Origin of the sequence: Veillonella parvula, from assembly GCF_032472435.1 — a bacterium.
Classification (GTDB): domain Bacteria; phylum Bacillota; class Negativicutes; order Veillonellales; family Veillonellaceae; genus Veillonella; species Veillonella parvula_N.
The window spans coordinates 21,897-48,896 of record NZ_JAWEGM010000004.1; the positions used below are offsets into that span (position 1 = coordinate 21,897).

General features: G+C 39.6%; 28 protein-coding genes. 5 read left to right on the forward strand and 23 right to left on the reverse strand.

Annotation, left to right across the window (positions count from 1 at the left end; all coding sequences use genetic code 11):
* Window positions 1-3: 3 nt before the first annotated feature.
* From atpA to E7A03_RS06425, 13 genes are all read right to left on the reverse strand, one after another.
* A complete protein-coding gene (atpA, locus tag E7A03_RS06365) occupies window positions 4-1,542 on the reverse strand; it encodes a F0F1 ATP synthase subunit alpha (RefSeq protein WP_004697546.1) in 1,539 nt (512 codons plus the stop codon).
* 16 nt (window positions 1,543-1,558) lie between these two features.
* Complete coding sequence (gene atpH / locus E7A03_RS06370; protein ID WP_004697545.1) at window positions 1,559-2,110, reverse strand: ATP synthase F1 subunit delta; 552 nt, start codon at window positions 2,108-2,110, stop codon at window positions 1,559-1,561.
* A gap of 4 nt (window positions 2,111-2,114) precedes the next feature.
* On the reverse strand, window positions 2,115-2,612 hold the full coding sequence (gene atpF / locus E7A03_RS06375) for a F0F1 ATP synthase subunit B (RefSeq protein ID WP_004697511.1): 498 nt from the start codon (window positions 2,610-2,612) through the stop codon (window positions 2,115-2,117).
* 18 nt (window positions 2,613-2,630) lie between these two features.
* Window positions 2,631-2,858: a F0F1 ATP synthase subunit C gene (atpE, locus tag E7A03_RS06380; protein WP_004695064.1), complete on the reverse strand. Its 228-nt coding sequence runs from the start codon at window positions 2,856-2,858 to the stop codon at window positions 2,631-2,633.
* A 23-nt stretch (window positions 2,859-2,881) separates the two neighbouring features.
* Window positions 2,882-3,574, reverse strand: coding sequence for a F0F1 ATP synthase subunit A (gene atpB, locus E7A03_RS06385; protein WP_004697507.1), 693 nt, complete (start codon window positions 3,572-3,574; stop codon window positions 2,882-2,884).
* Window positions 3,575-3,819: 245 nt separating this feature from the next.
* Complete coding sequence (locus E7A03_RS06390) at window positions 3,820-4,056, reverse strand: hypothetical protein (RefSeq protein WP_239649303.1); 237 nt, start codon at window positions 4,054-4,056, stop codon at window positions 3,820-3,822.
* Window positions 4,057-4,198: 142 nt separating this feature from the next.
* On the reverse strand, window positions 4,199-4,393 hold the full coding sequence (locus E7A03_RS06395; protein ID WP_316073871.1) for an AtpZ/AtpI family protein: 195 nt from the start codon (window positions 4,391-4,393) through the stop codon (window positions 4,199-4,201).
* Between the two features lies 1 nt (window position 4,394).
* Entirely contained in the window at window positions 4,395-5,537 is a 1,143-nt protein-coding gene (gene wecB, locus E7A03_RS06400; protein ID WP_060919022.1) for a non-hydrolyzing UDP-N-acetylglucosamine 2-epimerase, read from the reverse strand.
* A 57-nt stretch (window positions 5,538-5,594) separates the two neighbouring features.
* Window positions 5,595-6,746, reverse strand: a complete 1,152-nt coding sequence (locus E7A03_RS06405) for a glycosyltransferase family 4 protein (RefSeq protein WP_004697504.1) — start codon at window positions 6,744-6,746, stop codon at window positions 5,595-5,597.
* 34 nt (window positions 6,747-6,780) lie between these two features.
* The gene (locus tag E7A03_RS06410; protein WP_004695059.1) at window positions 6,781-8,139 is read right to left on the reverse strand and encodes a PFL family protein; all 1,359 of its coding nucleotides are present in this window, start codon (window positions 8,137-8,139) and stop codon (window positions 6,781-6,783) included.
* A 9-nt stretch (window positions 8,140-8,148) separates the two neighbouring features.
* Complete coding sequence (locus tag E7A03_RS06415; RefSeq protein WP_004695058.1) at window positions 8,149-8,424, reverse strand: ACT domain-containing protein; 276 nt, start codon at window positions 8,422-8,424, stop codon at window positions 8,149-8,151.
* A 134-nt stretch (window positions 8,425-8,558) separates the two neighbouring features.
* Window positions 8,559-10,196, reverse strand: coding sequence for a phosphoglucomutase (locus tag E7A03_RS06420; protein ID WP_316073873.1), 1,638 nt, complete (start codon window positions 10,194-10,196; stop codon window positions 8,559-8,561).
* Window positions 10,197-10,361: 165 nt separating this feature from the next.
* Window positions 10,362-11,312 (reverse strand): YitT family protein, encoded by a 951-nt coding sequence (locus E7A03_RS06425; RefSeq protein WP_316073874.1) that lies wholly within the window; start codon window positions 11,310-11,312, stop codon window positions 10,362-10,364.
* A 205-nt stretch (window positions 11,313-11,517) separates the two neighbouring features.
* Here E7A03_RS06425 and ispE point away from each other — a divergent pair, with 205 nt between their 5' ends.
* The 4 genes from ispE (at window position 11,518) to E7A03_RS06445 (ending at window position 16,311) form a co-directional block, all read left to right on the forward strand.
* Window positions 11,518-12,414: a 4-(cytidine 5'-diphospho)-2-C-methyl-D-erythritol kinase gene (ispE, locus tag E7A03_RS06430; protein ID WP_316073875.1), complete on the forward strand. Its 897-nt coding sequence runs from the start codon at window positions 11,518-11,520 to the stop codon at window positions 12,412-12,414.
* The gene (locus tag E7A03_RS06435) at window positions 12,411-13,103 is read left to right on the forward strand and encodes a GntR family transcriptional regulator (RefSeq protein WP_058948102.1); all 693 of its coding nucleotides are present in this window, start codon (window positions 12,411-12,413) and stop codon (window positions 13,101-13,103) included. Before ispE ends, E7A03_RS06435 begins: the two co-directional genes overlap by 4 nt.
* Before the next feature lie 139 nt (window positions 13,104-13,242).
* Window positions 13,243-14,703 carry an alanine/glycine:cation symporter family protein gene (locus tag E7A03_RS06440; protein ID WP_316073878.1) on the forward strand — a complete coding sequence of 487 codons (1,461 nt, stop codon included), beginning with the start codon at window positions 13,243-13,245 and terminating at the stop codon, window positions 14,701-14,703.
* A 351-nt stretch (window positions 14,704-15,054) separates the two neighbouring features.
* Complete coding sequence (locus tag E7A03_RS06445) at window positions 15,055-16,311, forward strand: Glu/Leu/Phe/Val family dehydrogenase (RefSeq protein WP_008602423.1); 1,257 nt, start codon at window positions 15,055-15,057, stop codon at window positions 16,309-16,311.
* Between the two features lie 121 nt (window positions 16,312-16,432).
* On the opposite strand, the gene E7A03_RS06450 is transcribed toward E7A03_RS06445, so the two are convergent.
* The 6 genes from E7A03_RS06450 to E7A03_RS06475 all read right to left on the reverse strand — a co-directional run bounded on the left by E7A03_RS06450 (window position 16,433) and on the right by E7A03_RS06475 (window position 20,324).
* Window positions 16,433-16,924, reverse strand: a complete 492-nt coding sequence (locus tag E7A03_RS06450) for a QueT transporter family protein (protein ID WP_316073879.1) — start codon at window positions 16,922-16,924, stop codon at window positions 16,433-16,435.
* Window positions 16,925-17,397: 473 nt separating this feature from the next.
* The gene (gene queC, locus E7A03_RS06455; RefSeq protein WP_024061589.1) at window positions 17,398-18,087 is read right to left on the reverse strand and encodes a 7-cyano-7-deazaguanine synthase QueC; all 690 of its coding nucleotides are present in this window, start codon (window positions 18,085-18,087) and stop codon (window positions 17,398-17,400) included.
* 68 nt (window positions 18,088-18,155) lie between these two features.
* A complete protein-coding gene (locus E7A03_RS06460) occupies window positions 18,156-18,911 on the reverse strand; it encodes an exodeoxyribonuclease III (protein ID WP_004695049.1) in 756 nt (251 codons plus the stop codon).
* Between the two features lie 137 nt (window positions 18,912-19,048).
* On the reverse strand, window positions 19,049-19,276 hold the full coding sequence (locus E7A03_RS06465) for a hypothetical protein (protein WP_008602417.1): 228 nt from the start codon (window positions 19,274-19,276) through the stop codon (window positions 19,049-19,051).
* Between the two features lie 13 nt (window positions 19,277-19,289).
* Window positions 19,290-20,108: a sulfurtransferase gene (locus E7A03_RS06470; RefSeq protein ID WP_024061590.1), complete on the reverse strand. Its 819-nt coding sequence runs from the start codon at window positions 20,106-20,108 to the stop codon at window positions 19,290-19,292.
* A gap of 51 nt (window positions 20,109-20,159) precedes the next feature.
* Window positions 20,160-20,324: a hypothetical protein gene (locus E7A03_RS06475; RefSeq protein WP_278457207.1), complete on the reverse strand. Its 165-nt coding sequence runs from the start codon at window positions 20,322-20,324 to the stop codon at window positions 20,160-20,162.
* Window positions 20,325-20,638: 314 nt separating this feature from the next.
* Here E7A03_RS06475 and E7A03_RS06480 point away from each other — a divergent pair, with 314 nt between their 5' ends.
* Window positions 20,639-21,568, forward strand: coding sequence for a DUF3829 domain-containing protein (locus tag E7A03_RS06480; RefSeq protein WP_004695044.1), 930 nt, complete (start codon window positions 20,639-20,641; stop codon window positions 21,566-21,568).
* Between the two features lie 67 nt (window positions 21,569-21,635).
* On the opposite strand, the gene E7A03_RS06485 is transcribed toward E7A03_RS06480, so the two are convergent.
* From E7A03_RS06485 to E7A03_RS06500, 4 genes are all read right to left on the reverse strand, one after another.
* On the reverse strand, window positions 21,636-23,192 hold the full coding sequence (locus E7A03_RS06485; RefSeq protein ID WP_316073880.1) for an ABC transporter substrate-binding protein: 1,557 nt from the start codon (window positions 23,190-23,192) through the stop codon (window positions 21,636-21,638).
* A 261-nt stretch (window positions 23,193-23,453) separates the two neighbouring features.
* A complete protein-coding gene (locus tag E7A03_RS06490; protein ID WP_316073881.1) occupies window positions 23,454-25,007 on the reverse strand; it encodes an ABC transporter substrate-binding protein in 1,554 nt (517 codons plus the stop codon).
* A gap of 386 nt (window positions 25,008-25,393) precedes the next feature.
* Complete coding sequence (locus E7A03_RS06495; protein ID WP_101928478.1) at window positions 25,394-26,209, reverse strand: ABC transporter ATP-binding protein; 816 nt, start codon at window positions 26,207-26,209, stop codon at window positions 25,394-25,396.
* Window positions 26,202-26,999, reverse strand: coding sequence for an ABC transporter ATP-binding protein (locus tag E7A03_RS06500; protein WP_187002389.1), 798 nt, complete (start codon window positions 26,997-26,999; stop codon window positions 26,202-26,204). Before E7A03_RS06500 ends, E7A03_RS06495 begins: the two co-directional genes overlap by 8 nt.
* Window position 27,000: the final 1 nt, after the last annotated feature.

A 27,000-nucleotide genomic window follows, 5' to 3' on the forward strand; every position in this document is an offset into this window, starting at 1 on the left:
ACATTACGCCTCCTTACGAGACACTAATGTATGTGTAGAGCCAAATGCTTCAACACATTCTGGGATTGCTTGCTTCAATAGATTTTCAGTTTCTTCGTCAATTTTCTTAGACGTTTCAATGTTAGTGATGATTTCAGGGTAATTTGCTTTTACATAACGTAAAAGTTCAGCTTCAAAGGACAATACATCCGCCACTTGAATATCTGCTAAGTACCCTTTAGTACCAGCGTAAAGGTTGATAACCATTTCCGCTACACTCATAGGCTCATATTGACCTTGTTTTAACATTTCAGTTAAGCGTTCACCACGATCAAGTTGAGCGCGTGTAGCCGCATCAAGGTCGGAACCAAACTGAGCGAAAGCAGCCAACTCACGATATTGAGCAAGGTCCAAACGCAATTGGCCCGCCACTTGCTTCATCGCTTTAGTTTGTGCGCTACCACCTACACGGGATACGGACAAACCTACGTCAACAGCTGGACGAATACCAGAATAGAACATATCTGTTCCCAAGAAAATTTGACCATCAGTAATGGAAATTACGTTTGTTGGAATGTATGCAGATACGTCACCTGCTTGTGTTTCAATGATTGGCAACGCTGTAATAGAACCTCCACCAAGTTCAGATGAAAGTTTCGCAGCCCGCTCTAATAGACGACTGTGTAAGTAGAATACGTCACCTGGATATGCTTCACGCCCTGGTGGACGGCGCAATAATAGGGACATAGCACGATATGCAGCCGCTTGTTTTGTTAAGTCATCATATACGCATAATACGTGTTTACCTTGGTACATAAAGTATTCACCCATGGCAACACCAGCATATGGTGCAATGTATTGAAGAGGTGCACCTGTGGAAGCACTCGCAGAAACTACGATTGTATATTCCATAGCACCTGCTTCTTCAAGCTTTTGCACTACGCGAGCAACCGTAGATTCTTTTTGACCAATAGCTACATAAATACAAATAACATCTTTGCCTTTTTGGTTCAAAATAGTATCTAAGGCAATCGCAGTTTTACCTGTACCACGGTCACCGATGATAAGCTCACGTTGACCACGGCCGATTGGTACCATCGCATCAATCGCTTTAAGACCTGTTTGCAATGGTTCATTTACGGATTGACGATCCGCAATACCAGGTGCTGGATGTTCGATAGGACGACGTTCTGTAGCTTGAATAGCACCCTTGCCATCAAGAGGTTGACCAAGAGGATTTACTACACGACCAATCAAGGCATCTCCAGCAGGAACGTCCATAATTTTGCCAGTACGACGCACTTGGTCCCCTTCTTTAATCAAGAAGTCATCACCTAATAGTACGGCACCAACATTATCTAATTCTAAGTTCAAAACCAAGCCATATACGCCGTGTGGTAATTCTAGCAACTCACCGGCCATGGCTCTTTCAAGACCATAAATATGGGCGATGCCATCCCCTACGTCGAGAACAGTACCCACGTCATCGACATTGAGGTCAACATCATAGTCCTGAATCTGCTGTTTGATTATAGCAGTGATTTCTTCAGGCTTCATTTTCATATATACCCATTCACCCCTATCTAATAGAGTTCGTTCTTAATAAAGATTTTTCTAATTCCTCTAAACGACGAGATACAGAACCATCAATGCGTTTATCTCCTACTTGGATAACGATACCACCCATAATTGATGGATCTTGGCGCACAGATAAAATAACATCTTTCCCTGTTACTTCTCGTAATTTAGCTTGTACAGATGCTTCTACCTCAGCTGTGATTGGTTCTGCTACAGTTACAGTAGCTTCCAAAATACCACGAGCTTCTCGTGATTTTTGAATAAACGCTGCAATGGCCTGCGCAATATAACGATGGCGCCCACGTTTAATCATCACATAGATAAAATGTAAAGCAACTTTGTCGATACTAGATTCAAAGATAGAACCAACTAACTTAATCTTTGCATCTTCTGTAACGATTGGATTTTCAAGGAATGAACGAAGTTCAGGCTGTTCCGCCATAACGGACGCTACATAACCTAATTGCTCCTCCATGAGTTCCAAAATATTTTGTTCTTGAGCTAATTCAAACATAGCTGAACTGTATTTATCTGCTACAATTTCTATGCTCATCGTATCACAACCCTATCGTTTTACTATCAAGTTGACGAATAGCGTCTTCGATCAATTTTGTATTAGTTTCGCTGTTCATATCTTTAGCAACAACTTTACCAGCCATAGCTACAGATAAAGATACCACTTCGTTACGCAAGCTGTTCATAGCACGATCGCGTTCAATAGCGATATCTTGGCGAGCACGATTTTTTTCTTGTTCAATTTGCTCGCGTGCTGTTGACAATTGTTCACGTGTTGTATTTTCTGCTTCTTGAACTGCTTTTTCAACAATTTGTTGTGCCTCTATACGAGCATTAGCAATTTGAGCTGCATAATCAGCTTTAAACCCCTCTGCTTCTGCGCGAGCTTGTTCTGCAGCTTCTAAGTCTTTAGCAATTCGTTCTTTACGTTCTGTCATTATAGCCAATAATGGTTTATATGCAAAACGAGCCAATAGCCAAACTAATATAAAAAAGTTCAACATTTGAGCAAGAATCGTTCCAAGGCTTAAGTCAACCAAGGTTATTCCTCCTCGTTATTATCTGAATAACAAAATAAATGCTACTACTACACCGATGATAGGCATCGCTTCGATCAAACCAATCGCTACGAACATAGTAGACATCAATTGACCGCGCAATTCAGGTTGGCGTGTAATACCTTCAATAACTTTGCTAGATACAAGACCATCACCGATACCTGCACCAATAGCACCACAACCTACTGCAATTGCCGCTGCTAACGCGAATAAACCTTGAGCTTCCATAATATATCCTCCATATAAATTAATTAATGTTCCTCACTAAGCCCCATCCCCAAATAGGATGCAGTAAGAACGGTAAAAATAAAGGCTTGAATAATACCAATAAATAGACTAAAAGCAATCCAAACCCATGGTACCGGCACAAACCAAGGCAAGTTATATAATACTTCTAACAAAATTTCACCTGCCACAATGTTACCGAATAGACGGAAAGCAAGTGTAACAGGTCTAGCAATTTCCTCGAAAATATTGAGTATTAACAAAGCCTTATAAGGTCGTACAAAATGCTTAAAATAAGATAAGCCTTTAACTTTAACCCCCATAACCCATACCACTAATGTACTACATAAAGCTAATGCAATTGTAGTGTTAATATCGGATGTTGGTGATGTTAAAGCCTTGAATGTTGGCATTAAGCCTAACTCATTTCCTACAAAAATAAATAAGAAAAACGTAAATAACAAGGAACTCACCATCGGCCAATGGCGACCCAAATTCGGAGCTAATTGCCCCTCTAAGCCTTCTAATATAGATTCCACTATATTCTGCAAGCCTACAGGCACCAATTTACGTCCCCGGGTGGCTAATACTGTTATCAGTATTACAATAGCCATAGTAACCCATGTAGCAATTAAAGTATCCATATTAAATGTCAACCCCAACCACTGCACGACCTCATGGTGTCCCGCATGTAATTCCACGTTCTCAACCCCTTCCATAAACCTAATAAAAACCTAATATATTTACATTAATATAAATATAATATATATGTATCATCATACATCGTTATAGATATATAATCAACACTTGAAGGGTAAACAATTCCAAATAATCATAAATAGAATGTATTCAATACATTATTAGAATACGACTCCATGTCTTATTAAAATCCACATCAATACATTAATTGGAATACAATACATTAATTTAAATGCAATAAAATTCTTAATTAAAATAATAAAAATTAGAACCGTCCACTAAGCCGCCAATACACTATATAAAGTGCAGGCTGGATAAGTGCGATCGCTACAAACATACTAATTGCTTCTACATGGGGAATCTTCAAACCTAATACGACTAAAGATCCAACAAGCATAAGACGCCACACCATCTGTCTACGCACCTTACGAACAGCCTTATAAGGATCACTTAACATAATCGCTTGACCATGTAGTGCAAGGCTAAGCAAGTAGAGCACCATTATAAAAATGCCCCACAGCCATCCCCATACATAGTGTTGTAATCCGCATGCAACCTGTATTATTACACCTAAAAAGGCAATAAAAAAACAAGTCAGTAGCACGCGCACTATGAATTTTATATATTGATTCATACATACCTCACTACTTAACTTGTTTATACAACATATAAAACCCTGTTATAGCTCCTATTAGGCCAAATATGACCATGCAGAGTGGTTCTATTTGAAGCCAAGTATCCAATTTATAACCTAGCCAAATAAAACCTCCTATACAGGAGACCAGTGTGACCCCCGCTGATGTTGCCATGGCGAGGGCTTTCACAAGATCCTTATCCATATTATTTACCAAAACGTTCAGGACGACGCGCATCACCTAAGAATTCATGTCGCAACGCTTGAATGATGCGTTCAGAGGCTTTTCCGTCACCATATGGGTTAACAGAATTAGACATTAACTTATACGCTTCAGCATTGCTCAATAATTCATAAGCGGCTTTATGTACCGCATCTTTATCAGTACCTACAAGGCGAACAGTGCCTGCTTCTACCGCTTCAGGACGTTCTGTCGTATCACGTAATACGAGAACTGGCTTACCAAGAGCTGGAGCTTCCTCTTGAATCCCACCTGAATCAGTCAAAATCAAGTAAGATTTAGCCATCAAGTTTGCAAATGGTTCATAGTCAAGAGGGTCAATTAATGTAACACGCTCCACAGAACCAAGTTCCTCTTGTACAACTTGGCGAACTTTAGGATTTTTATGTACAGGGAAAACAACTTGAATATCTTCAAATTCATTGATTAAATCTCGAATGGCTTGATATACATGACGCATAGGTTCACCTAAGTTTTCTCGGCGATGTGTGGTAACAAGAACCGTACGTTTTTTAGGATCAAGAGCATTAATAGCTGCATCATCGAATACATAGCTGTCTTGTACCGTCGTATCAAGAGCATCGATAACAGTATTCCCCGTTACATAAAGATGTTCTGTATTAATATTTTCTTTTTTTAAATTGCTTTCAGAACTAGAAGTAGGCGCAAAGTGATACGTCGCAATAGAGCCCGTCAATTTGCGATTCATCTCTTCAGGGAACGGAGAGTAAATATCACCCGTCCGTAGTCCTGCTTCCACGTGACCTACAGGAATTTCTTGGTAGAAAGAAGCCAATGCCCCAGCAAAGGTAGTTGTAGTATCACCATGAACGAGTACCACATCAGGTTTTGCTTCTTCTAATACATCTTTAAGGCCCATCAAAGCACGATTAGTTACATCATATAGTGTTTGACCTTGGCTCATAATATTTAAATCATAGTCTGGGGTAATATTAAACAAGTTTAGTACTTGATCAAGCATATCTCGATGCTGTGCCGTAACGGTGACGATAGGTTCCATATCTGGTGCTGCTTGTAATGCTTTTACAAGAGGAGCCATCTTGATAGCCTCAGGTCTTGTACCAAAGATTGTCATAACTTTTAACATAGTTGCCTCCAACGTAGTAGGATAGAAAAAATGGGGCGCCAAGCGCCCCACAGATGGTTATTCCTTATGAGAATCATCAGTATTCTCCAAGGCTTTAGCCAATTCATCGCGATCAAAGGATATGGTATCATCCGAGTCGCTGCGTTCAATTGTAGGACGTGGTAACGGATGCCCTGCCGCATCACTATGCATGATAACGCCAAGGCGTCGTGCAATATAAATACTACACAAGAAAATTACTAATACCAAGGTCGCGCCGACCCAAGCATTAACCTCTGCAACGATAACAGATACACCGCCGAAAAGAGCTGTTACTGCATACATCAACAATACAGCTTGCTTTTGTGTTAATCCTTGTGCCAATAAACGATGGTGAACATGACCTTTATCGGGTTTAAAGATGGGACGTCCACTGATTTTACGGCGCACAATGGCAAATAAGGTATCCAAAATAGGCAAGCCTAACACAATGGCTGGTACCACCAGAGCAATCATAGCAGCCGTCTTTACGGCCCCCATAACGGATATAGCCGCTAATGTATAGCCTAATAACATGGATCCCGTATCACCCATGAATATTTTTGCAGGATTGAAGTTATACCGCAAGAAACCTACAGTCGCACCTGCTAAAGCAAGAGAGATACAAGCAAGATCAGTTTGACCAAGTTGCAATGTCATTGCACAAACAGCGATACATGCGATAAAGGAAATACCTGCAGCTAAGCCATCAAGGCCATCGATGAGGTTTACAATATTTGTAAAACCAACTATCCAGAAAATAGTCAATGGAATAGCCCAATACTTGAGATATACTACACCACCCCAAGGAAGGTTGATGAAATCTACTCGAATATCATAAGCCACCAAAATAGCGGCTGCTATAATTTGGCCCATTAACTTAGTTTTTGGCTCAATTTGTTTAATGTCGTCCCAAATACCAACTAGCACCAAAATGACTGTACCAAGGACAAACCCAAACAATTTATGATCATGCGGAATGGAATCGTTAAAAAGAACCGATCCCACATAACCGAGAAAGATTGCTAATCCACCAAGTCGTGGAATCGCACCATGATGCACCTTTCGAGCATCAGGCTTATCTATTGCCCCAACAGCAACGGCAAAGCGTTTTACCAATGGGGTAAGTGCAAAGGTTATGATGAGCGCTAGTGCAAAGGCCCACACATAATCGAGCACATATTCACTCATAAGACACCTCCAACAAGTAGGTTGTAAAAACGGATTAGTTCGTTAAGCTACGAATAGGAGCAGGAATTCTGCCACCACGGGCGATGAACTCGGCTGCACTATATGGACTCACTTCGATAATAGGAGCATAACCTAATAATCCACCAAATTCAACAACCTCTCCAACAGTCTTACCAGGTACAGGAATTACACGAACCGCAGTTGTCTTATTATTAATCATACCAATTGCTGATTCATCTGCAATGATAGCAGAAATGGTGTCAGCAGTAGTGTCTCCAGGAATAGCAATCATATCAAGCCCTACAGAACAAACACATGTCATGGCCTCTAATTTATCAAGCGTCAAACTGCCACAGGATACAGCATCAATCATGCCTGCATCTTCCGAGACAGGAATGAATGCACCACTAAGACCACCTACGTGAGAGGAAGCCATAAGACCACCTTTTTTCACCGCATCATTAAGTAATGCTAGTGCCGCTGTAGTACCATGACAACCACAAGAGGACAAGCCCATTTCTTCAAGAACATGAGCTACAGAGTCACCTACAGCTGGCGTTGGTGCCAAAGATAAATCAATAATACCAAATGGTTTACCTAGGCGGCGAGATGCCTCTTGGGCTACCAATTGACCTACGCGCGTGATTTTGAAAGCAGTACGTTTAATCGTTTCTGCTACAACATCAAAGGATTGGCCTCGAACGGATTCAAGCGCATGTTTTACAACGCCCGGTCCAGATACACCTACAGAAATAGCACTATCCCCTTCTGTTACCCCGAAGAAAGCACCCGCCATAAATGGATTATCCTCTACAGGATTACAGAATATTACGAGCTTAGCACAACCAAGAGCATCATTATCCTTTGTAAGCTCTGCAGTTTTCTTAACGATGATTCCCATGTCTCGCACTGCGTCCATGTTAATACCAGTTTTAGTAGAGCCCACAGCAACAGAGCTACAAACGATATCCGTAGTTGCCAGCGCTTCAGGAATAGAGTCAATCAAAATGCGGTCAGCTCGAGTGGCGCCCTTTGTTACAAGCGCAGAAAAGCCGCCAATAAAATTAACACCTACAGTTTTTGCAGCACGATCCATAGCTTCCGCCACAGGAACATAAGATGTTAAATCACTACCTCCTGCAACTAGAGAAATGGGTGTTACAGAAATACGCTTATTGATAATAGGGATGCCGAATTCTCGCTCAATATCTTCCCCTGTAGATACAAGATGTTCTGCCTCTTTTGTAATACGGTCATAAATACGGTCACACAGCTCTTTACCAGAACTAGATGCACATTCAAGCAAGCTAATTCCCATCGTGATAGTACGCACATCAAGCTTGTTATCATGAATCATCTGATTCGTTTCTAAAATATTATCGATAGATAACATAAGTGCCTCCTATCCTACGCGGTGCATGCTTAAGAAAATATCAGCATGTTGTGCACGGATTTCAACACCTAGTTCTTTACCTTGAGTCGTCAAAGCCTCTTGGATAGCTGTAAGATTTTTCATGTCTTCAGACTTGGTTTCACACATCATAATCATATTGAAAACGCCATCAAGGATGGTCTGATTAATGGACATAATATTTACACCGTAGTTAGCGAGTACGGTACTAACTCCAGCAATGATACCAACGCGGTCTACGCCGACAACGGTAACAACTAATTTCATAACATCACCTTCTCTAAGCACTACAAACTATATAGCCAGTAAAGGGCATTCAATAAACTATATTAATATATTATAACACATTTATTATTTTTCATGAGTGAAATCTTTATGAGTTTTCTATTGAAAACAATATGTTATACTTCGTCAGACAAAGCACTTGTTACAATCTCTTCACCAGCAGTTAACAATGCGATAAGACCTTTGTCACCTTTATAGCTTTCACCATAAATTTTATATAAATCTTCAGTGCCAGATGGGCGTGCTACAAACCATCCTGTTTCCGTTTCCACACGAACACCATCGATAGGCATATCTTTATACAGAGAAGTAGTGCGAACATTAGTAATCGCATCACCATCTACTTCGGTAGCCGTAATGGAGCTTGCATTTAATTGTTTCAACTTAGCCTTGGCCGCCTTTGTACAAGGTGCATCAATACGACCAAAACGAGGATCGCCACACCCTACAACAAGATTATTATAGAGTCGGTCAACAGTAGCCCCCATAACAGCATACATTTCCATCGCAAGGAGAGCCATTACCATGCCATCTTTATCAGTAGTCCATACGGTACCATCTTTTTTAAGGAACGATGCACCAGCAGATTCTTCACCGCCAATGCCAATCTCACCATCGAATAATAGGGAACTAAAATATTTAAAACCTACTGGAACCTCATAAACAGGAACCTCTTTACTAGCAGCCCATTTATCAATCATAGTGGTACAAACAACGGTTTTACCGACCCCTTTATTTGTCCAACCACGTGTCGTAAACAAATAATCCGCCGCAGTCACAAGGAATGCATTTGGAGAAGCTAGCCCATGCGGACTAACGATACCATAGCGATCATAATCAGGGTCATTCCCAACAGCGAGATCATAATTACCAATTTGTTTAATTACGTCAGCCATGGCATATTCAGATGAGCAATCCATACGTACCTTACCATCATGGTCATAGGTCATGAAGCTAAAGGTTGGATCATACTCATCATTAATAATATCTAGGTTTAGATTATACCGCTCTTTAATAGCTCGCCAATAACCTAGTCCACTACCGCCGAGGGCATTAACGAGGACCTTAGGTTTTGCACTTTGTATTGCCTCCATATTAATAATAGAAGACAGTTCTTCTACGTACAGGCCTTTATAGTCATACGGAACTTGTTGATCAGGTTCAATATTGTCGATACTAATACGTTTGAACCCTTCTAATTCACAATATGCACGAACATATTCATTAGCACGGGTTTCAATCCATTTTGTAACGAGAGTATCCGCCGGGCCGCCATTAGTAGCGTTATACTTGATGCCACCGTTATCTGGAGGATTATGAGATGGCGTAATCACGATACCATCCGCTTTATCATCATGGCTTTCATTATAACGAATAATGGCACGAGATATAGATGGTGTCGGCACAAAATCCATATCGGAATCAACCATTGCCGTTACACCATTGCCAGCAAGAACCTCTAGAACCGTTACAAGGGCTGGCTGAGATAAAGCATGTGTATCTTGACCGACAAAAATCGGACCTGTAGCGCCGAATTGGCCACGGCCATCACAAATAGCCTGTGTAATAGCGGCCACATGTAAATCCGTAAAAGTACCATTTAAAGATGTACCGCGATGGCCAGATGTGCCAAAGGATACGAGTTGTGTCGGATCTGTAATATCCGGAGCATTATCAAAATATGCATCCACAAGGGTTTGCACATCGATAATATCTTGTTCTTGTACAGGCGTACCTGCTAATTTGTGAGTCATAGAAACCTCTAATCTTATCTTGAGGGCAAGCCCTCTTATTTTACAACCTTGATATTCTATCAATTACATTAAATTATTTCCAAAATGTATGTATCATTCATAAAATATTATATTTACACATAATTAATATAAGATGACAACAGCCAGAGATTTTATCATAATTCTTTATTTTGATTTGTTACAACTATTTTCATCTATTACAACATTATTGTTCGCTTCGGTAGTTATATCTTGTGATTTCAGCTGTTTAGATATTTCCGCAGGAACAATAGGTTGAGTAAAACCTTGCCCGATAACCTCTTGAGCATCAGTAATCAAGATAAACACATTTGGGTCCGCTTCTTGAATAACCTCTTTCAATTTATTTACCTGCAGCAAGTTAACTGCAACCATCACAATTTGCTTAGGCGTCCGTGTATAAGCGCCAATGCCATTGATAATAGTAGCACCACGACCAACCTTATTGATAATACACTCACATACTTCATCGGTGCGATAGGTAATGATAAAAGCAACTTTACGTTGATTAAAGCCGATTACCACCTTATTTGTAATAATAGTATACACATACACACTGATAAGAGTTACAGCTACCGCTTCAAGTCCAACAACTCCGACAGCAACTAAGAGGATGGCACAGTTGATAGCGCTATTAATGGACCCCATTTGAAGGCCATAATATTTGCGAACGATAAGTGCAATTGGATCAAGGCCTCCTGTATTACCACCTACACGATAGACGATACCAAGCCCTAGTCCAGTTGTGATACCGGCCATCATAGAACTGAGTAGTGGATCTTTGATAATCATGTCATATTGCAAGAAACTAAACAGATCAATCATCCACGATAACATGAGCGTACCATACAAGGTATTAAGCACTATGCGTTTACCAAGCCACTTCCAAGCAGCCCAAAATATAGGGACGTTCAAAATAACGTTCCAAGAACCAACGGATAATCCCGTTAAATAATACAAAATTAACCCTACCCCACTAATACCAGTACTAACCAGCTTGTGAGGTAGTACAAAGGCATCTAAACCAGCACCAAAAATTGCACAACCAATAGCAACTATGACACATTGATAGACAACATCTTTATACTTGGCGAACATAGCTCCCTCCAAATTGCCATTTCACTATAAATATTCTATAATGAACTAGTTAAAACATACGCTGTTTACAATGCTTTTAATAATCAAACAACAGGTATATACAAAATCATCATAAACCACTTAATGGTTATTTTCAATCACTTTATAACAGTATAAAATAAACATATAAACTGCATATATTTTGTACATTACAAACGAGGCTATTATGAGTAAAAGTTTTGAGCAACTCGGTTGCAGCAAAATTAATATTGGGCTTGCTATTACAGGCAAACGTGACGATGGATACCACAACATCGATTCCATATTTCAATCGATTCGCCTTAGTGATTCTATTTATTTCGCTAAGCATCATTCCGTAGTATTTTCCGGTGGTGCTCCCGAATTACCTGACTACATGCAAAAACTCGTAAGCTATGGAGAAGATAATCTCGCGCTCAAAGCATTACGCGCCATACAGGCCTATACGGGTTGTAAAGCCGGTGCCGCCATCCACCTATTAAAACGCGTCCCTATTCAAGCGGGTCTTGGTGGCGGTAGTGCAGACGCAGCAGCCATGTTATTAGGTCTCAACCGCTTTTGGGACTTACGTCTTACACAAGAGGAACTTTTAAATATTGGTGCCTCACTCGGATCTGATGTGCCATTCCTACTACAAGGTGGTACAGCTCGCGGAACAGGTCGTGGCGAAGTGTTAACCTATAGTCAATCGCCAGAAGCACATTGGCTATTACTAGTAAAGCCAAAGGTATCTATTTCTACAGCAGTTGCTTATGGTCGCTTCAGCGGTAAATCTAAAGCCACCACAAAAACGATCGATACCGTTCTGAATCATCTTAAGAATAATGATTTACAATCTGCTTTTACTAGTAGCGCTAATACTTTCGAAGAATTATTATTCCCAGATCACGAAGAACTAGGAATATGTAAGGAGTTTTTCACCAACCGTGGTTACCCAACCATCATGACAGGAAGCGGTCCTACGATGGTAGTATTACTTAACAAACCTATGGAAGCCTTGCAATTACAAGAAGAGATTAAAGCAGCTGGTCATGATTGGCTATCACTCATTACTAAAACATGTACACAGGAGGACTTAGTATGACAAAACGGTTACAACCTATACGACTCGATGCGTATAAACCACTAAGAGAAGTTGTAAGTGAAACATTGCGTCAAGCCATCCAAGATGGAGTGTTAAAACCTGGGGAGCGCCTCATGGAAATTCCCCTTGCCGAAGAGTTAGGCGTAAGTCGTACCCCCATTCGTGAAGCCATACGTAAACTAGAACTAGAAGGCTTTGTCGTTATGGTGCCTCGCCGCGGCACCTACGTTGCCAACATCTCTTTGAAGGATATCACTCAAGTATTTGAAATCCGCTCTGCCCTTGAAGAACTTGCAGCAGGTCTTGCAGCAGAACGCATTACAGAAGAGGAAATCGAAACGTTGGAAAGAATGCTCGTAGAAATTGGGGATCATATGGAAAACAAAAATATGGAATCCGTCGTCGCTGCAGACGTAGAGTTCCACGAAGTCCTCTACCGCGCTTCTCGTAACGAAAGATTAGCAGACATCGTTCACAACTTGCGAGAACAAACCTACCGTTTCCGCAGTTTCTCTATGAATCAACCAGGTCGACTTAGAAAAACTTGGGAGGAGCATCGTCAATTAGTGGAAGCCATCGCCTCTCACAATGCAACGCAAGCTCGTAAACTAGCTCGAATTCACATGGAACATTCTGAACAAACCTTGTTGCAAGGAATGGAAGAATCACAAGAATTTACTAAGGCATAAAAACATTCTACAAAAATACTATATAAAGCAAAAATCCTTCCTATTTGTGAAGGATTTTTGTTTTACATAGTCTATAGAAATTGATACAATATCATTGATTAGTATGAAATATGGATTTTTTATAAGAAAGGGAGTTTTTATGGAAGCAATGCTCAATGATGCTATATCCACCATAAACGGTTATTTATGGAGTTATTTCATCATTTTTATTCTCATCGGCGCAGGTCTCTTCTTTACGATGACAACGAATTTTGTACAAATTCGCATGATTAAAGAAATGATTCGCCTCGTAATTAATGGCGCAGGTAGCTCTACAGAAAAGAACCATGTATCCTCATTTCAAGCATTCTGTGTTAGTACCGCATCTCGTGTAGGTGTTGGTAACATCGCAGGTATAGCTATTGCCGTTGTACTTGGTGGCCCTGGTGCTATTTTCTGGATGTGGGTTATCGCACTCATCGGTGCTGCCACTGGCTTCATCGAATCTACATTAGCACAAATCTACAAAGAACCTGTTGCTAAGGGCGGTTTCTATGGCGGACCAGCTTACTATATTCGGTATGGTCTAAACAACAAGGCATTATCTATTCTATTTGCTATTTTAATCAGTATTACCTATGGTTGGATTTACAATTCTGTACAAGCCAATACATTGGCTGCATCTCTCCAGGTATTCAACCTTGATGTGTCCTATACAGGCGCTGTAGTAGCAGTCCTTCTTGGCATTATCATTTTCGGTGGTATCAACCGCGTTGCAAAAGCATCTGAAATCATTGTTCCTATCATGGCGATTCTATACATTGCTACTGCGTTATTTGTGGTAATTATGAATATCACCCAATTCCCACATGTAATCTATACTATTTTCTCCTCCGCATTCGAGCCTGTTGCAGCAGGTGGTGGCTTATTAGGTGCTACTGTTATGAATGGTATCAAACGGGGGCTCTTCTCTAACGAAGCCGGTGAAGGTTCTGTTCCAAACGCAGCCGCTACGGCAGCTGTTAACCACCCTGTGGAACAAGGTCTTGTACAAGCATTCGGCGTATTCCTTGATACATTCATCATTTGTACAGCTTCTGCTTTCATCGTACTCATCGTGGGTGATTACAGCACTACAGGTCTAACAGGTATTGCTCTTGTACAACATAACCTAGCTCAACAACTTGGTTCTTGGGCGCCTACAGCCGTAGCCATTTTCATCGTTATGTTCTCCTTTAGTTCCTTAATTGGTAACTATTACTACGGTGAAATCAATATCAGCCACTTAACAAACAAACGATTCTACCTACATTTGTTCCGTATTGGCGTAATTCTTATGACATTTGTGGGCTCTATTGCCTCTCTAGATCTCGTATGGAATCTAGCCGATTTATTCATGGCTTTCTTAGTATTAACTAACGTAAGTTCCATCGTACGCATGGGCCGCACAGCAGGTCTTGCCCTTGACGACTATATCAAACAACGCAAAGCAGGTATTGAAACGCCTGTATTTAACCGTTCCATCCTAAACCACAAATATGGCATCGTATGGTGGGGCGATGGTCAAACTACAGACTCCTCCGTACCTCCTACTCCGATTGAAGATACAGTGGAAAAATAAAATATATTTACCTATGAGGCTAGTGAAAGTATCTTTCACCAGTCTTTTCCGTATAATCTTAAAATAGCTTATTAGTACATATATAAAGGTCTATATTTTTCAGAATATAGATCTTTATTTTTTTGTAAAAGTATCCATTTTCATAGATAAAAACATTGTTCACTAGCAGATTATACCGTGATAAAGATTATAGTAATTATCTATATTTTTACAACTTTCAAAGGTCAAAAACTATAGAATATATTTATGAAAATATAAAGGGTATTCTGTTTACAATGTCGAATACTTAAGTATGCGATAAAATTAGCACTAATTAAACTATTAATTTACTCTATTATCCAGGAGGTAATTATGAGCGGTTATAACCCATATGAAAACATGTTAAACACGTTAGACGTAGCAGCTGAAAAGCTCGGCTATACTCGTAGTGAATACGAAGTGTTACGTCACCCAGAACGGGAACTAAAGGTAGCAGTTCCTCTTCAACTCGACAATGGTGAAGTTCGCGTATACGAAGGTTATCGTTGCCAACATTCCACATTGCGTGGTAGCGCTAAAGGCGGTCTTCGCTTCCATCCTGATTCTGACGAAAATGAAGTACGTGCACTAGCAGCATGGATGACTATTAAAAATGCTATCGCTAACATTCCTTATGGCGGTGGTAAAGGCGGCATCAAAGTCGATCCAAAAACTTTAAACCCTCGTGAATTAGAACGCTTAACTCGTAACTTCGTACGTCGTATTGCACCTATCATCGGTGTTAATACAGACGTTCCTGCACCAGACGTAAATACGAATGCCCAAATCATGAGCTGGATTGCTGACGAATACAGCACATTAAAAGGCGAATGGAGCCCAGGTATCGTTACAGGTAAACCAATCGAAGTTGGCGGTTCCTTAGGCCGTAATGAAGCGACTGGTCGTGGTTGCCTCATCGCATTGCAAAGCTACCTCGCTAAGAAAAACTTGGATATCAAAAACCTTACTGTTGCAGTTCAAGGCTTTGGTAACGTAGGTTCCGTAGGTGCTCGTCTCATTGCACAAGCAGGTGCAAAAGTTGTGGCTATCGGCGACGTAAGCGTTAACATCTACAATCCTAACGGTCTCGATGTTGAAAAAGCATATGAATATGCTAACTCCCATGGTCGTTCCCTCGAAGGTTACAGCGAACCAGGCATGACTACAATTGGACCTCAAGAGTTATTGGCTCAACCAGTTGATGTATTATATATGGCAGCCCTTGAAAACCAATTAAACAAAGACAACATGGAAAATATCCAAGCTAAGATTATCTTGGAAGGCGCTAATGGTCCTACTACTAATGATGCAGATAAATACTTCTATGAAAAGGGCATCGATATCATTCCTGACGTGCTTGCCAATGGCGGTGGCGTAGTTGTATCCTACTATGAATGGGTACAAAACAAAGCTAGCTTCTACTGGACTGAAGAAGAGGTTAATGAAAGATTAACTAAGAATATGCAAAACAGCTTCGAAGCTGTTTGGGAAATGCAACATAAATATAATGTACCACCTCGTCAAGCAGCGTACATGGTTGCTCTTGAACGCCTCGTAGTTGAAACTAAATGGCGTGGCTATAACTGCTAAACTCCTATACCTCCATACATTTTAGCCATAAAAAAGGCGTAAGCTCAATTTGAGCTTACGCCTTTTTATTTGTATTCGTTAATGCTCCATATGAATAGAAATTAACGCCCTCTCTTTAGTTTTATTTGAAAGCACCTAATAAGGCAGCCATGCTAGGACGACTGATCAAAGCTTTCACCAATACAGAACCAAGAATCGCTGGAATGGTTTGACCTACCATAAGATTCAACACTAATGGCCAGTACGGTAGGCCAAGTAATGGGCTGAGCCACAATGGCACACATAGTGCAGGCACAAAGACAATGGGAAGCATTGCCCACCAAGCGCTGAGACCAAGCTTGCGCATCCCTACGATGATGCCTGTCGTTACTACACCGACACCAAAGCCCCCTATCATATCGAAGATACCAAGACCGCCGAATAGGAAGTTAGAAATGAGGTTGCCAATCCCCATGGGAATCACCAAGAACGGAAAGGCATAAGCAAGTGCATATAATGATGTTGCTATACGAATTTGATAAGCCCCGAAGGAAACGCTTTGCGTTACATACAATACAACGATGTACAATGCCACAACCATGGCAGAAATAGTCAATTTGCGTGTAGAAATCATAACACTCACCTCCTCAAAATAAAAAAAGCATGGCAAAACTACCATGCTTACAATGCTTATGAATTTCCGTAGTTTTGTTTAGAGACAGGATGGTTTCAAACTGTCTTATTTAGTTGTCGCCTTTAGGCAGTACTAATATTAGCATATATCTAATATTTTCGCAATCAATTTAGATTTAAGCGGACTTTTTAGGGCTAACTACTATTAGTATTAAGTTTGTAAGGTCGGGGTGGTGGCAGATACCTTTCCTCATCGCTCCACTGGCGAACCGGTCATCGGCCGAAGGCCTCGACCTGCCAAAGTCGCTCTTTGAAAAGGTATCTGCCACCACTTCAAATTTAGCAACTCTACTTATACCCTAATACTAGTGACGTACAAGTCCGCCTTAAATCACATATACATGCTACTCTATTAGAATATATGTAAAGTAGCCGCCTAAAAGGCGACTACTTGTCTAAGCCAGTTTATGGGAATTATAGTGCTGGGTCTTCGACTCCGTTTGCGTGGAAGGCTTTGGCTCTGTCGATACAGGTGCCGCAGTGTCCGCATGGTTTGTCTCCGCCTTCGTAGCAGGACCAGGTAAGGTGGTATGGTACGCCGAGGCGTAGGCCTTCTTTTACGATGTCTGCTTTATTAGAGTTAATAAAGGGTGCTTCTAAGGAGCATTCTTTACCGGATCCTTCAAAGATGGCGTCCCCCATGGATTTGTAGAATTGTTCTGTACAGTCAGGGTATGCATTGCCTGCCGCATCATCACTGTGAGCACCGTAGTAGATATAGCCGCAGTCTAAAGATAGTGCCAAGGATGCTGCGGCGGATAGGAATAGACCATTTCTAAACGGTACATAAGTGCTTACTGTACCTTCACCTTTTGCATCTTGTTGTTCTTTGTAGGAACCTTGTGGAATATCTTCACTAGATTGTACTAATAAAGAGCAGTTACTAAAGGCAAATAGCTTAGCAACATCCATCGTTTTACCTTCCATACCGTAGTACTCTAAAATAGCTATAGCAGCCTCTAATTCCTTACTATGTTTTTGACCATATTGAATCGATAAGGGTACCACATTATCTTTGCCAAATCGTTCAATAGCAAGGGCTAAACACGTAGTACTATCTACACCTCCGCTAAATAGAACGACAGCTTTTTGTTTTTGAGCCATAGTATCTCCTTTTCTATCACAACAGCCTCATCCGTAGATGAGGCTGTACTTTTATATTCACTAAAATTTTATAGATCAATAACCAATTCTACTGGACAGTGATCAGAGCCAAAGATTTGTTGATGAATCTTCGCTTCTTGGATTTTATCATCAAGGCGTTTGGATGTGATGAAATAGTCAATTCTCCATCCTGTATTCCGTTCACGAGCTTTCCCCATATAGGACCACCAGCTGTATTGCTCAATAGCATCTGGATAGAGGTGACGGAATGTATCTGTAAAGCCTGCCCCTAAGAGTTCTGTCATCTTTGCACGCTCTTCATCGGAGAAGCCTGCATTTTTACGGTTCGTCTTAGGATTTTTTAGGTCAATTTCTTGGTGTGCTACATTGAGATCACCACATAGAATGACAGGCTTTTTCTTATCTAATTCAAGTAGATAATTGCGGAATGCATCTTCCCAAGTCATACGATAATCAAGGCGAGCTAATTCACGTTGGCTATTCGGTGTATAACAGCATACCAAATAGAAATTATCGTATTCAGCAGTGATAACACGGCCCTCTTGATCGTGTTCTTCAATACCGATGCCATTAGTTACGGACAATGGCTTAATACGCGTGAATACAGCCGTACCACTATAGCCCTTCTTAACTGCACTATTCCAATATTGCTCATACCCTGGCAATTCCAAAGAAATTTGATCAGGTTGCAATTTTGTTTCTTGCAGGCAGAAAATATCAGCATCTAATTCGTTAAAGGATTCCATAAATCCCTTTGTTACAGCGGCGCGTAGACCGTTTACATTCCAAGAAATTAATTTCAATTCTTACTCCTTTACAATACGTCGCATCAATCTAATAATATTCACCGTATTTAAATTGGTGAAAGTCTCTTTCACATAAAATATACGTCAAGTTTTTGCTTAATGTAAGCTAATCTAAGGATTATATGTTAGCAATACTACTGCTTTTTATGTTTCTTAGCATGTCTTGCTTCTGCACGAGCCTTGCGGGCATTTTCATTTGCTTTAAGATCGCTTTCACGTTTCTCACGAAAATAGTTAGCCACCGCCGACAAGACAAGGATTACTAATACAGTTACATTAAACATACCTGGTCCGAAGGTATAGATGTGATAACACAAATAACCAAAGGCAACGACTGTTAATAATTGTTTTAATAAATTCATTCGTCCTCCTATGTTAGTTTAATGTTTCTACACCTGTGCTAAGAGGAAAACCTTCATACGTTACCCAGTCACTAGAACTACCAACATATAAAGCAGATTCAAGGCCTACTTCACTCATGGTTAACAACGCATTGCAGGCAGTCACACCAGACCCACAGTACGTTACAACTGGCCTATTTTGGTAGATTTCGTTGTAATACTCAGCCTCTAAATCTTTCAAGGATTTAGGACCATCTACGGTATAGCCACTTTCATAAAAATGATTAACAGCCCCAGGAATATGTCCTGTCATTCCATCCATCGTATCCACTTGAGATCCATCATAACGGAATGGCGCACGAGCATCAATAATAACATGATCTCCGCTTTCACTAGCCTTGAGCACCTCATCGCGACTCATAACCATATCCGTTTGCAACTCGTAGTTAAAGATAGATGGTTCAGCAGGTAACGGGGTCGGCTCTTTAGTTAGGAGATGGCCCTCTCGAACCCAACGTTCAATACCACCAGACAAAACGCGTACATCTGTTAAGCCCATGTAACGTAGCGTCCACCAAAGTCGGCCCGCTAAGAATAGCCAAGAATCATATACTACAACCTTTGAATTACGAGTGATGCCATAAGACTCAAAGGTATGAGCCAACTGTTCCATATCTGGCAATGGGTGACGACCACCATGCTCACCTAAAGGACCAGTCAAATCCTTATCTAAATCTACCGCATAAGCCCCCTTAATATGGCCTTTTTTATAATCTTGATACCCTCGAGCATCTAAAATGATGACCTCATCGAGACAAGCTAATAATTCTTTAGGAGTGATAAAATTTGACATGTTGTACTCCTTTCTTTGATTATATCGAAAAATACAAATCTGATAATATTATTATATACGACTACAACGGGATATACAATTAAATGCTACTGATATTAAAAACTCATCACAATTGCGTAATCCATCTTCAATAGCAGATAATACATTACGCCCTTCCCCATTAGCAATAAGTTCCGAAGATGTAGCAAAATTGATTAAATGATTCGATTCTGACATAACGAACTCCCCATATAATGAATACTATACTTGCTATTATACCAGCCGCAGCTGCAACGTCTAGAGAGTATATAGTTTTACTTTTAAAAGTATATTTTTATAACAGCTTACAGCCTCATTCATCGTTTAATCGCTAATTATAAATATAAATACATGTCCAAATCTAACATTTTCATCTATTCCTTATAATTATCGTATCTATACGTCTTTTTTGCCACGTAAAGTTGTGATATAATGTAAATAATTACTCTTAGGACATTAGTCTGTCCAAATGGATCCAAAAGAGTTAGTGTGTTTTCAAGGAGCGTGCGCAGTTGAAAAAGGGGTACATCAAGTTAATAGCAGCCATTGTGCTCGGTGCTGCTATTATCGGTGGTGGGATCTATGGGGTGTATACACTCTTATCATCCAATACAACGACAATTTTATATCGATCAACCGTTGACGATAAAATCAACGCCATACGACCTTATATTGTTGCATTAGATGCATATAACTCCTACAGTGTAGCCTATGCTAGCCAATTACAGCCAACTCTTGAAGAGTTGCGCAATGGGTCTCATAATACGACGATTACCTTACCTAAATATAAGGAACTTAAAGCTGCATTAGAGGTAGCAAAACAAGATAGTTCTACGCCCTACGAAGATGTAAACCAAGCAACAAATGATGTCCTCGTAGTACTTGATCAAATTATTCCTATTGCTGATCAGTTGCAATCTTACTATGTGGAACGTCGTTATGAAAAGGATAATTATAAAGGTAGCGATGAGCTAGCAGCTCAATATGTACCTTTAGCAGAACAGTTCTACGCTACATATAATGCATTAGACTTAGCTTTAGATAATCGTAATAATGAGCTTTATAACGAACGCATGACTGAGTATCAGGGAGAAAAACGGGAAAATGCGGTTAACTTTATAGAGATAAATCTCATAACAGCACAAACTATTGACCTTATTGATCCAGATGGGAATACAGACACCCAAAAGGTAGAATCAAACTTACAACAAATTACACAACGCCTCAATAAATTACAACCTGGTACTACACCAGAAGTACAAAATGCGGTAAGAGAGTATCAAGACTCAGTAAAAGAATTTGTTGCAGAGGCACGCAACTACATTATTATCAACTCATCTTATGGCGAAGCTTATACGCAATTATTTACCAAGTATAATAAAATGATTGGCAAGGCCAATGCAGTTAACATGGCAGACTTAGATGTAACAGAAAAAAAATAATATTTAGATAACACAAAGGACTAGCCCATGCGAGCTAGTCCTTTTATTTTTATGTAAGCAACAACCTTTATTCTCTTTTCAAGTCTTTCGTAATGATGTAATATTCACTTGGCGAAATCTTAAGCCCCTTTATATAGCTTTTACAAATCATATTAATTTTTGGATACCCTAAGAATAATGATGCACTATCATCTAACAATATTTCTTGGGCTTCCACAATGGCATTATAACGTTGTGTATCATCTATAGTTGTTTCTGCCAAAGCAAGTAGTTCATCATATTTAGGATTACTAAAACCAGACACATTGGTTGGATTAGAACCATCAATATTTGTACCCCAATATTGTTTTAAGAACCATACAGGACTACCAGTGCTAGCAGTTGACACACTAGTTATTGCCAAGTCATATTCACCAGAACGTGTTACCTTATCAACTACACTAGAATCAACAATCTCTACATTAACATCTATACCAATTTTTTTATAATCAACCTGCAATGCTTCTGCATATAAGATAACCTCAGGTCTAGATGTGTAGGTATAGAAATTAAGGCGTAATTTCTTGCCATCCTTATCTACATAACCATCTCCATCAGTATCTACCCATCCAGACTGTGCCAATAAAGCTTTTGCACGTTCTACATTATACGTTTCAGGAATTTTAATGTCGTTATATCCATAATTTAAACTTGGTGGCAACGGAGTTCTCCCCGCTACAAAAGTATCTTTAAATAGTTTTTTTGCATAATTCTCACGATCTGCTCCCGCCACTAAAGCACGTCTTACATTAATATCATTCAAGTATCCATTGTGGTTCATACGAACCATAACAACACGCAATGAAGGAGTTTCTTCAATGATATAGTCATTACTATCTTTAAATAATCCATACTCACCGGCAGCAATATTAACGGCCATATCAATATCGCCAGCTTGTAATGCCATGGCACGAGTATTCACATCATTAATAGAGTCCACAACTACATGTTTAAACCCAACATCACCGTCCCAATAATTTTCATTTCTATCTAACTCAATACGATCTTTAGTAAAAGATATAGGCACATATGGACCCGTCGCAATAGGTCCCTCTTTACTAAAATCACGTCCATCACGTTCTGATTGAACGTCTACAATCAAGAATAAAGGATCACCTAATAATCCAGGCAAATTGGGATATACCTTATCAGTACGAATAGTTAAAGTCTGTCCATTTGCTTCCATTAAGTCATAAGAAAAAAAGGATTTTGCACGTTTACTCTTTTGGAATGCACGTTCAAGCGATTCCTTAACAGCTTGTGCCGTAACCTTACGTCCATTAGAAAACTTGACCTTATCATTAATAACAAAAGTCCAAGTCTTATAATCATCTCCTACTGACCAAGAAGAAGCAATCCATGGTTGTGGTTTCATAGAGTCATCAAATTTAACAAGATTCTCCCCTATACCATATCGCACAATTCCCCAACTAAAGTAATTCTCAGTAGGTTCTAAAGTCTCTGCATAAGACATAGCTCCTACTTTTAATGTGTCCTTATTGGTGTCTTTTCCACATCCAGAAAATATTAGAGTACCCGCCAATAGAATACACATCCCCAATAATGAATACTTTTTTAACCTCATGTCAACCTCCAACTATATGTTTAATTTCTCCAAAAAATATTGATATATAAATATATCAATACTAAATACTATAATCTATAGTATTTATCCTTACAAATGAGAACTATTTATAGAATCATAGCCAACTTGAATCGTTAAGTTTTCAAGATACTTATTAAATAAAGTATTAAAGGTACAAAAAGGGCTATTACATAATATATAGCTTTACTGCTTTATGTAATAGCCCCAATAGTAGCATAAGTACTAGTTAATTAGATTCTATTATTTACGTTTCAAATCTTTTGTAATGATATAGTATTCAGACGGTGTTATCTTAATACCATCAATATGTTTATTACCTACAATATTAATTTTAGGATACCCAAGGAATAATGCTACAGCGTTATCTAACATCAGTTGCTGTGCATTGATAACCGCATTACGACGTACCACTGGATCACTACTGCTTTCACCAAGAGCCAACAATTCATCGAAACGAGGATTAGAGAAGCCAGAGCCATTAGTTTCAACGCCTGTACCCCAATATTGTTTCAAGAACCATACTGGTTGACCCGTATTAGCGGTTACAACACTGGAGATAATCATATCATAATCACCAGATTGAGATAATGTGTCGATAACCGCATAATCTACGATTTTAATTCGTAAATCTACACCGATTTTTTTGTAGTCCGCTTGCAATGCTTCCGCATATAATGGCAATTCAGGACGAGTTGTATAGGCATAAAAATCAAGTACTAGATTTTCACCATCTTTATCAACAATGCCATCACCATTCGTATCTTCATAGCCTTCCTGTTTAAGTAATTCTTTAGCGCGCTCTACATTATATTTATTAGGATCGCGTAATTGGTTAAAGCCATAATCGATGGATGGTGGCAATGGAGCCTTACCAGCTACGAACGTATCTTTCATGAGATTTTTCGCATAAGACTCGCGGTCTGCCGCTGCAATGAGGGCTGCACGAAGATTTGGATTTCGTAGTTTCCCCTTTTGCCCCATACGAACAAATACATCACGCAAGGAAGACATTTCATAGATAGTGAAGTTCTTATCATTTTGGAAGATACTATATTCACCAGGTCCAATGCTAATAGCCATATCTACATCACCAGATTGTAATGCCATAGCACGCGTATTCGCATCATTAATGGAAGGAATCTCAACCTTGGCAAAGCCTGCTTTACCATCCCAGTAATTATCATTACGTTTTAGTTCAGCACGCTCTTTTGTGAAAGAGGATACTACATATGGACCAGTACCAATAGGACCTTCCTTTGCAATATCACGACCATTCGCCTCTGCTGTCACATCCATAATCAAAAACAATGGATCTCCTAACAAGTTGGGCAAGTTATAATATTCCTTGTCAGTCTTGATGGTCAACTCCTGACCGTTAGCAGTAATTTCTGTATAGTTAAAGAACGTTTTTGCTCGTTTACTTTTAGCAAAAGTTCGTTCTAAAGATGCTTTTACCGCCTCAGCTGTCAAACTATTACCATTTGAGAATTTAACTTTATCATTGATGGTGAAAGTCCATGTTAACTTGTCATCACCTTGCTTCCAAGAGGTGGCAAGCCAAGGCGTTGCTTTCATTTGATCATCAAACTTGATAAGCGTTTCACCTATACCAAATCGTACAACGGCCCAACTAAAATAATTTTCCGTTGGTTCTAATGTGCCAGCAAAACTAATAGCCCCTACCTTTAATACATCATTAGATGAAGCAGAATCTTGATTCATACAACCAACAGTTCCGAGCATAGTCACACCAAGGGTCATACCAATTAGTAAAGCCTTGCGTAATCCTTTCATTTATACACCTAACCTTTCTACACACATTAACTATCTATTTATACTCAGATACTCACTATTTTTTGCATTAACATAATCTAGTAAATATAACCTGCTTTTACAATAGTTAATATAAAGAGAATCTATGTACATCACTTCATATGAGCATATCTTGTTATACCCATAGGGGTATATTTTATACAGTCAACTATACTATATATTAGGTGTTAACACAATGTATAATTTGAGAAACATTTCAATATATCTATTAAAAAATTTCATATCTTAACTATGCATAAAAATAGCAGTTAGTCTTGAAACTAACTGCTATTTTAAGTTTACCTATCCGATGTAACTCTCTACATTTCAAATTTATACTTTTGAAATTTTGAAAGTAAATTTTCCTATTAAGCTTCTAATGCAGCCTCATCCAAGGTAAGCGGCTTATGATCTTGACCAATTTCAAAGATAGAGCTCAATAAAACCTTTGTATATGGATGTTTTGCATCCGCCAAGTGGAAAGCATCTAGTTCTTCAACGATAGCACCTTTGTACATTACGACCACCTTGTGGCACATCGTACGAATAAAGGCAATATCATGAGCAATAAATAGGTATGTTAAATTTTTCTTTTTTTGTAAACGCGCCAAAAGGTACGCAATGGAGTCTTGTACAGATACATCTAGGGCACTAGTAGCCTCGTCTAACACGAGGATTTCGGGCTCTAAAACGATAGCACGAGCAATGGCAACACGTTGGCGTTGACCACCAGACATTTCATGAGGATAGCGATGCATAAACTCACGAGGTAAATCTACCATTTCCAGGTAGTCACCTGCGATTTGCTCTTCTTTTCCCTTTTCAAGAAGACCAAAATTATAAAGTGGCTCAAGAATGATATCTTTAACCTTCATACGTGGGTTAAAAGCTGCAGATGGATCTTGGAATACCATTTGAATCTTTTTACGATATTCTTTCGTTTGTTCAGAATTCATATGTTGAATCTCTACACCATCTACATAAATCTCGCCTTCCGTAATAGGAAGCATTTTCATGATCATACGAACCAATGTTGTTTTCCCAGAGCCAGATTCACCTACAATACCAAGGGACTGACCTTTTTCGAGAGTTATATTAATATCCTTACATGCTTCGAGTTCACCACCAGTGGGAAGTGGGAATCGTTTACATACATTTTTTAATTCTACTGCGTAGTTAGTCAATGTAACGACCTCCTCCCAATGTTGGTACAGCCTCTTTTAATTGTTTCGTATATTCATTAGATGGATTTTCCAAAATGTCTTTAGGAGTACCTGCATCTACGACACGGCCCTTTTTCATAACGATAATGTAGTCTGACATATACGCCGCTACACCAAGATTATGGGTTACCATTACGATTGCGGAGTTATGCTCTTTAGCTAGTTCAAGCATTTGCATAACCACTTGAGATTGTGTTGTTACATCGAGTGCAGATGTCGGTTCGTCACCGATGAGTAATGCTGGGTCCAATGCTAACGCCATAGCAATACCAACACGTTGACGTTGACCACCAGATAATTCGTGTGGATAACGGCGCAATATATCCGCTCCATTAGGAAGAGATACAGATTCTAATAACTCAATTGCTCGTCGATCACATTCATCATTAGTGATTTCAATATGAGATGTAAACAATTCTCTAAATTGTTTACCAATGCGAACAATTGGATCTAATGCACTACCACTATCTTGGAAAATCATAGCCATATCTTTACCACGTATGGCTCTCCATTCTGACTTAGATAGGGTACGAAGGTTGTGACCGTTAAAGATCATTGTACCGTCTGTAACCTCACCACCTACAGATAATAAACCCATGAGGGCCCGGATTACAGTAGTTTTACCGGATCCGGACTCACCTACAATGGTTAATACCTTACCGCGTTCCAAGGTAAAGTTCACATCCATAACAGCAGGCACACCTTGGTACGCAATGTTAAGGTTTTCTACAGTTAGTATGTTTTCTGCCATT

What these genes read in the sequence shown, in the direction of transcription:
- atpA (WP_004697546.1), bottom strand. Translation starts at nt 1,542, where the DNA reads ATGAAAATGAAGCCTGAAGAAATCACTGCTATAATCAAACAGCAGATT.
- atpH (WP_004697545.1), bottom strand. Translation starts at nt 2,110, where the DNA reads ATGAGCATAGAAATTGTAGCAGATAAATACAGTTCAGCTATGTTTGAA.
- atpE (WP_004695064.1), bottom strand. Translation starts at nt 2,858, where the DNA reads ATGGAAGCTCAAGGTTTATTCGCGTTAGCAGCGGCAATTGCAGTAGGT.
- atpB (WP_004697507.1), bottom strand. Translation starts at nt 3,574, where the DNA reads ATGGAAGGGGTTGAGAACGTGGAATTACATGCGGGACACCATGAGGTC.
- E7A03_RS06390 (WP_239649303.1), bottom strand. Translation starts at nt 4,056, where the DNA reads ATGGTGCTCTACTTGCTTAGCCTTGCACTACATGGTCAAGCGATTATG.
- E7A03_RS06395 (WP_316073871.1), bottom strand. Translation starts at nt 4,393, where the DNA reads ATGGATAAGGATCTTGTGAAAGCCCTCGCCATGGCAACATCAGCGGGG.
- wecB (WP_060919022.1), bottom strand. Translation starts at nt 5,537, where the DNA reads ATGTTAAAAGTTATGACAATCTTTGGTACAAGACCTGAGGCTATCAAG.
- E7A03_RS06405 (WP_004697504.1), bottom strand. Translation starts at nt 6,746, where the DNA reads ATGAGTGAATATGTGCTCGATTATGTGTGGGCCTTTGCACTAGCGCTC.
- E7A03_RS06410 (WP_004695059.1), bottom strand. Translation starts at nt 8,139, where the DNA reads ATGTTATCTATCGATAATATTTTAGAAACGAATCAGATGATTCATGAT.
- E7A03_RS06415 (WP_004695058.1), bottom strand. Translation starts at nt 8,424, where the DNA reads ATGAAATTAGTTGTTACCGTTGTCGGCGTAGACCGCGTTGGTATCATT.
- E7A03_RS06420 (WP_316073873.1), bottom strand. Translation starts at nt 10,196, where the DNA reads ATGACTCACAAATTAGCAGGTACGCCTGTACAAGAACAAGATATTATC.
- E7A03_RS06425 (WP_316073874.1), bottom strand. Translation starts at nt 11,312, where the DNA reads ATGTTCGCCAAGTATAAAGATGTTGTCTATCAATGTGTCATAGTTGCT.
- ispE (WP_316073875.1), top strand. Translation starts at nt 11,518, where the DNA reads ATGAGTAAAAGTTTTGAGCAACTCGGTTGCAGCAAAATTAATATTGGG.
- E7A03_RS06435 (WP_058948102.1), top strand. Translation starts at nt 12,411, where the DNA reads ATGACAAAACGGTTACAACCTATACGACTCGATGCGTATAAACCACTA.
- E7A03_RS06440 (WP_316073878.1), top strand. Translation starts at nt 13,243, where the DNA reads ATGGAAGCAATGCTCAATGATGCTATATCCACCATAAACGGTTATTTA.
- E7A03_RS06445 (WP_008602423.1), top strand. Translation starts at nt 15,055, where the DNA reads ATGAGCGGTTATAACCCATATGAAAACATGTTAAACACGTTAGACGTA.
- E7A03_RS06450 (WP_316073879.1), bottom strand. Translation starts at nt 16,924, where the DNA reads ATGATTTCTACACGCAAATTGACTATTTCTGCCATGGTTGTGGCATTG.
- queC (WP_024061589.1), bottom strand. Translation starts at nt 18,087, where the DNA reads ATGGCTCAAAAACAAAAAGCTGTCGTTCTATTTAGCGGAGGTGTAGAT.
- E7A03_RS06465 (WP_008602417.1), bottom strand. Translation starts at nt 19,276, where the DNA reads ATGAATTTATTAAAACAATTATTAACAGTCGTTGCCTTTGGTTATTTG.
- E7A03_RS06470 (WP_024061590.1), bottom strand. Translation starts at nt 20,108, where the DNA reads ATGTCAAATTTTATCACTCCTAAAGAATTATTAGCTTGTCTCGATGAG.
- E7A03_RS06475 (WP_278457207.1), bottom strand. Translation starts at nt 20,324, where the DNA reads ATGTCAGAATCGAATCATTTAATCAATTTTGCTACATCTTCGGAACTT.
- E7A03_RS06485 (WP_316073880.1), bottom strand. Translation starts at nt 23,192, where the DNA reads ATGAGGTTAAAAAAGTATTCATTATTGGGGATGTGTATTCTATTGGCG.
- E7A03_RS06490 (WP_316073881.1), bottom strand. Translation starts at nt 25,007, where the DNA reads ATGAAAGGATTACGCAAGGCTTTACTAATTGGTATGACCCTTGGTGTG.
- E7A03_RS06500 (WP_187002389.1), bottom strand. Translation starts at nt 26,999, where the DNA reads ATGGCAGAAAACATACTAACTGTAGAAAACCTTAACATTGCGTACCAA.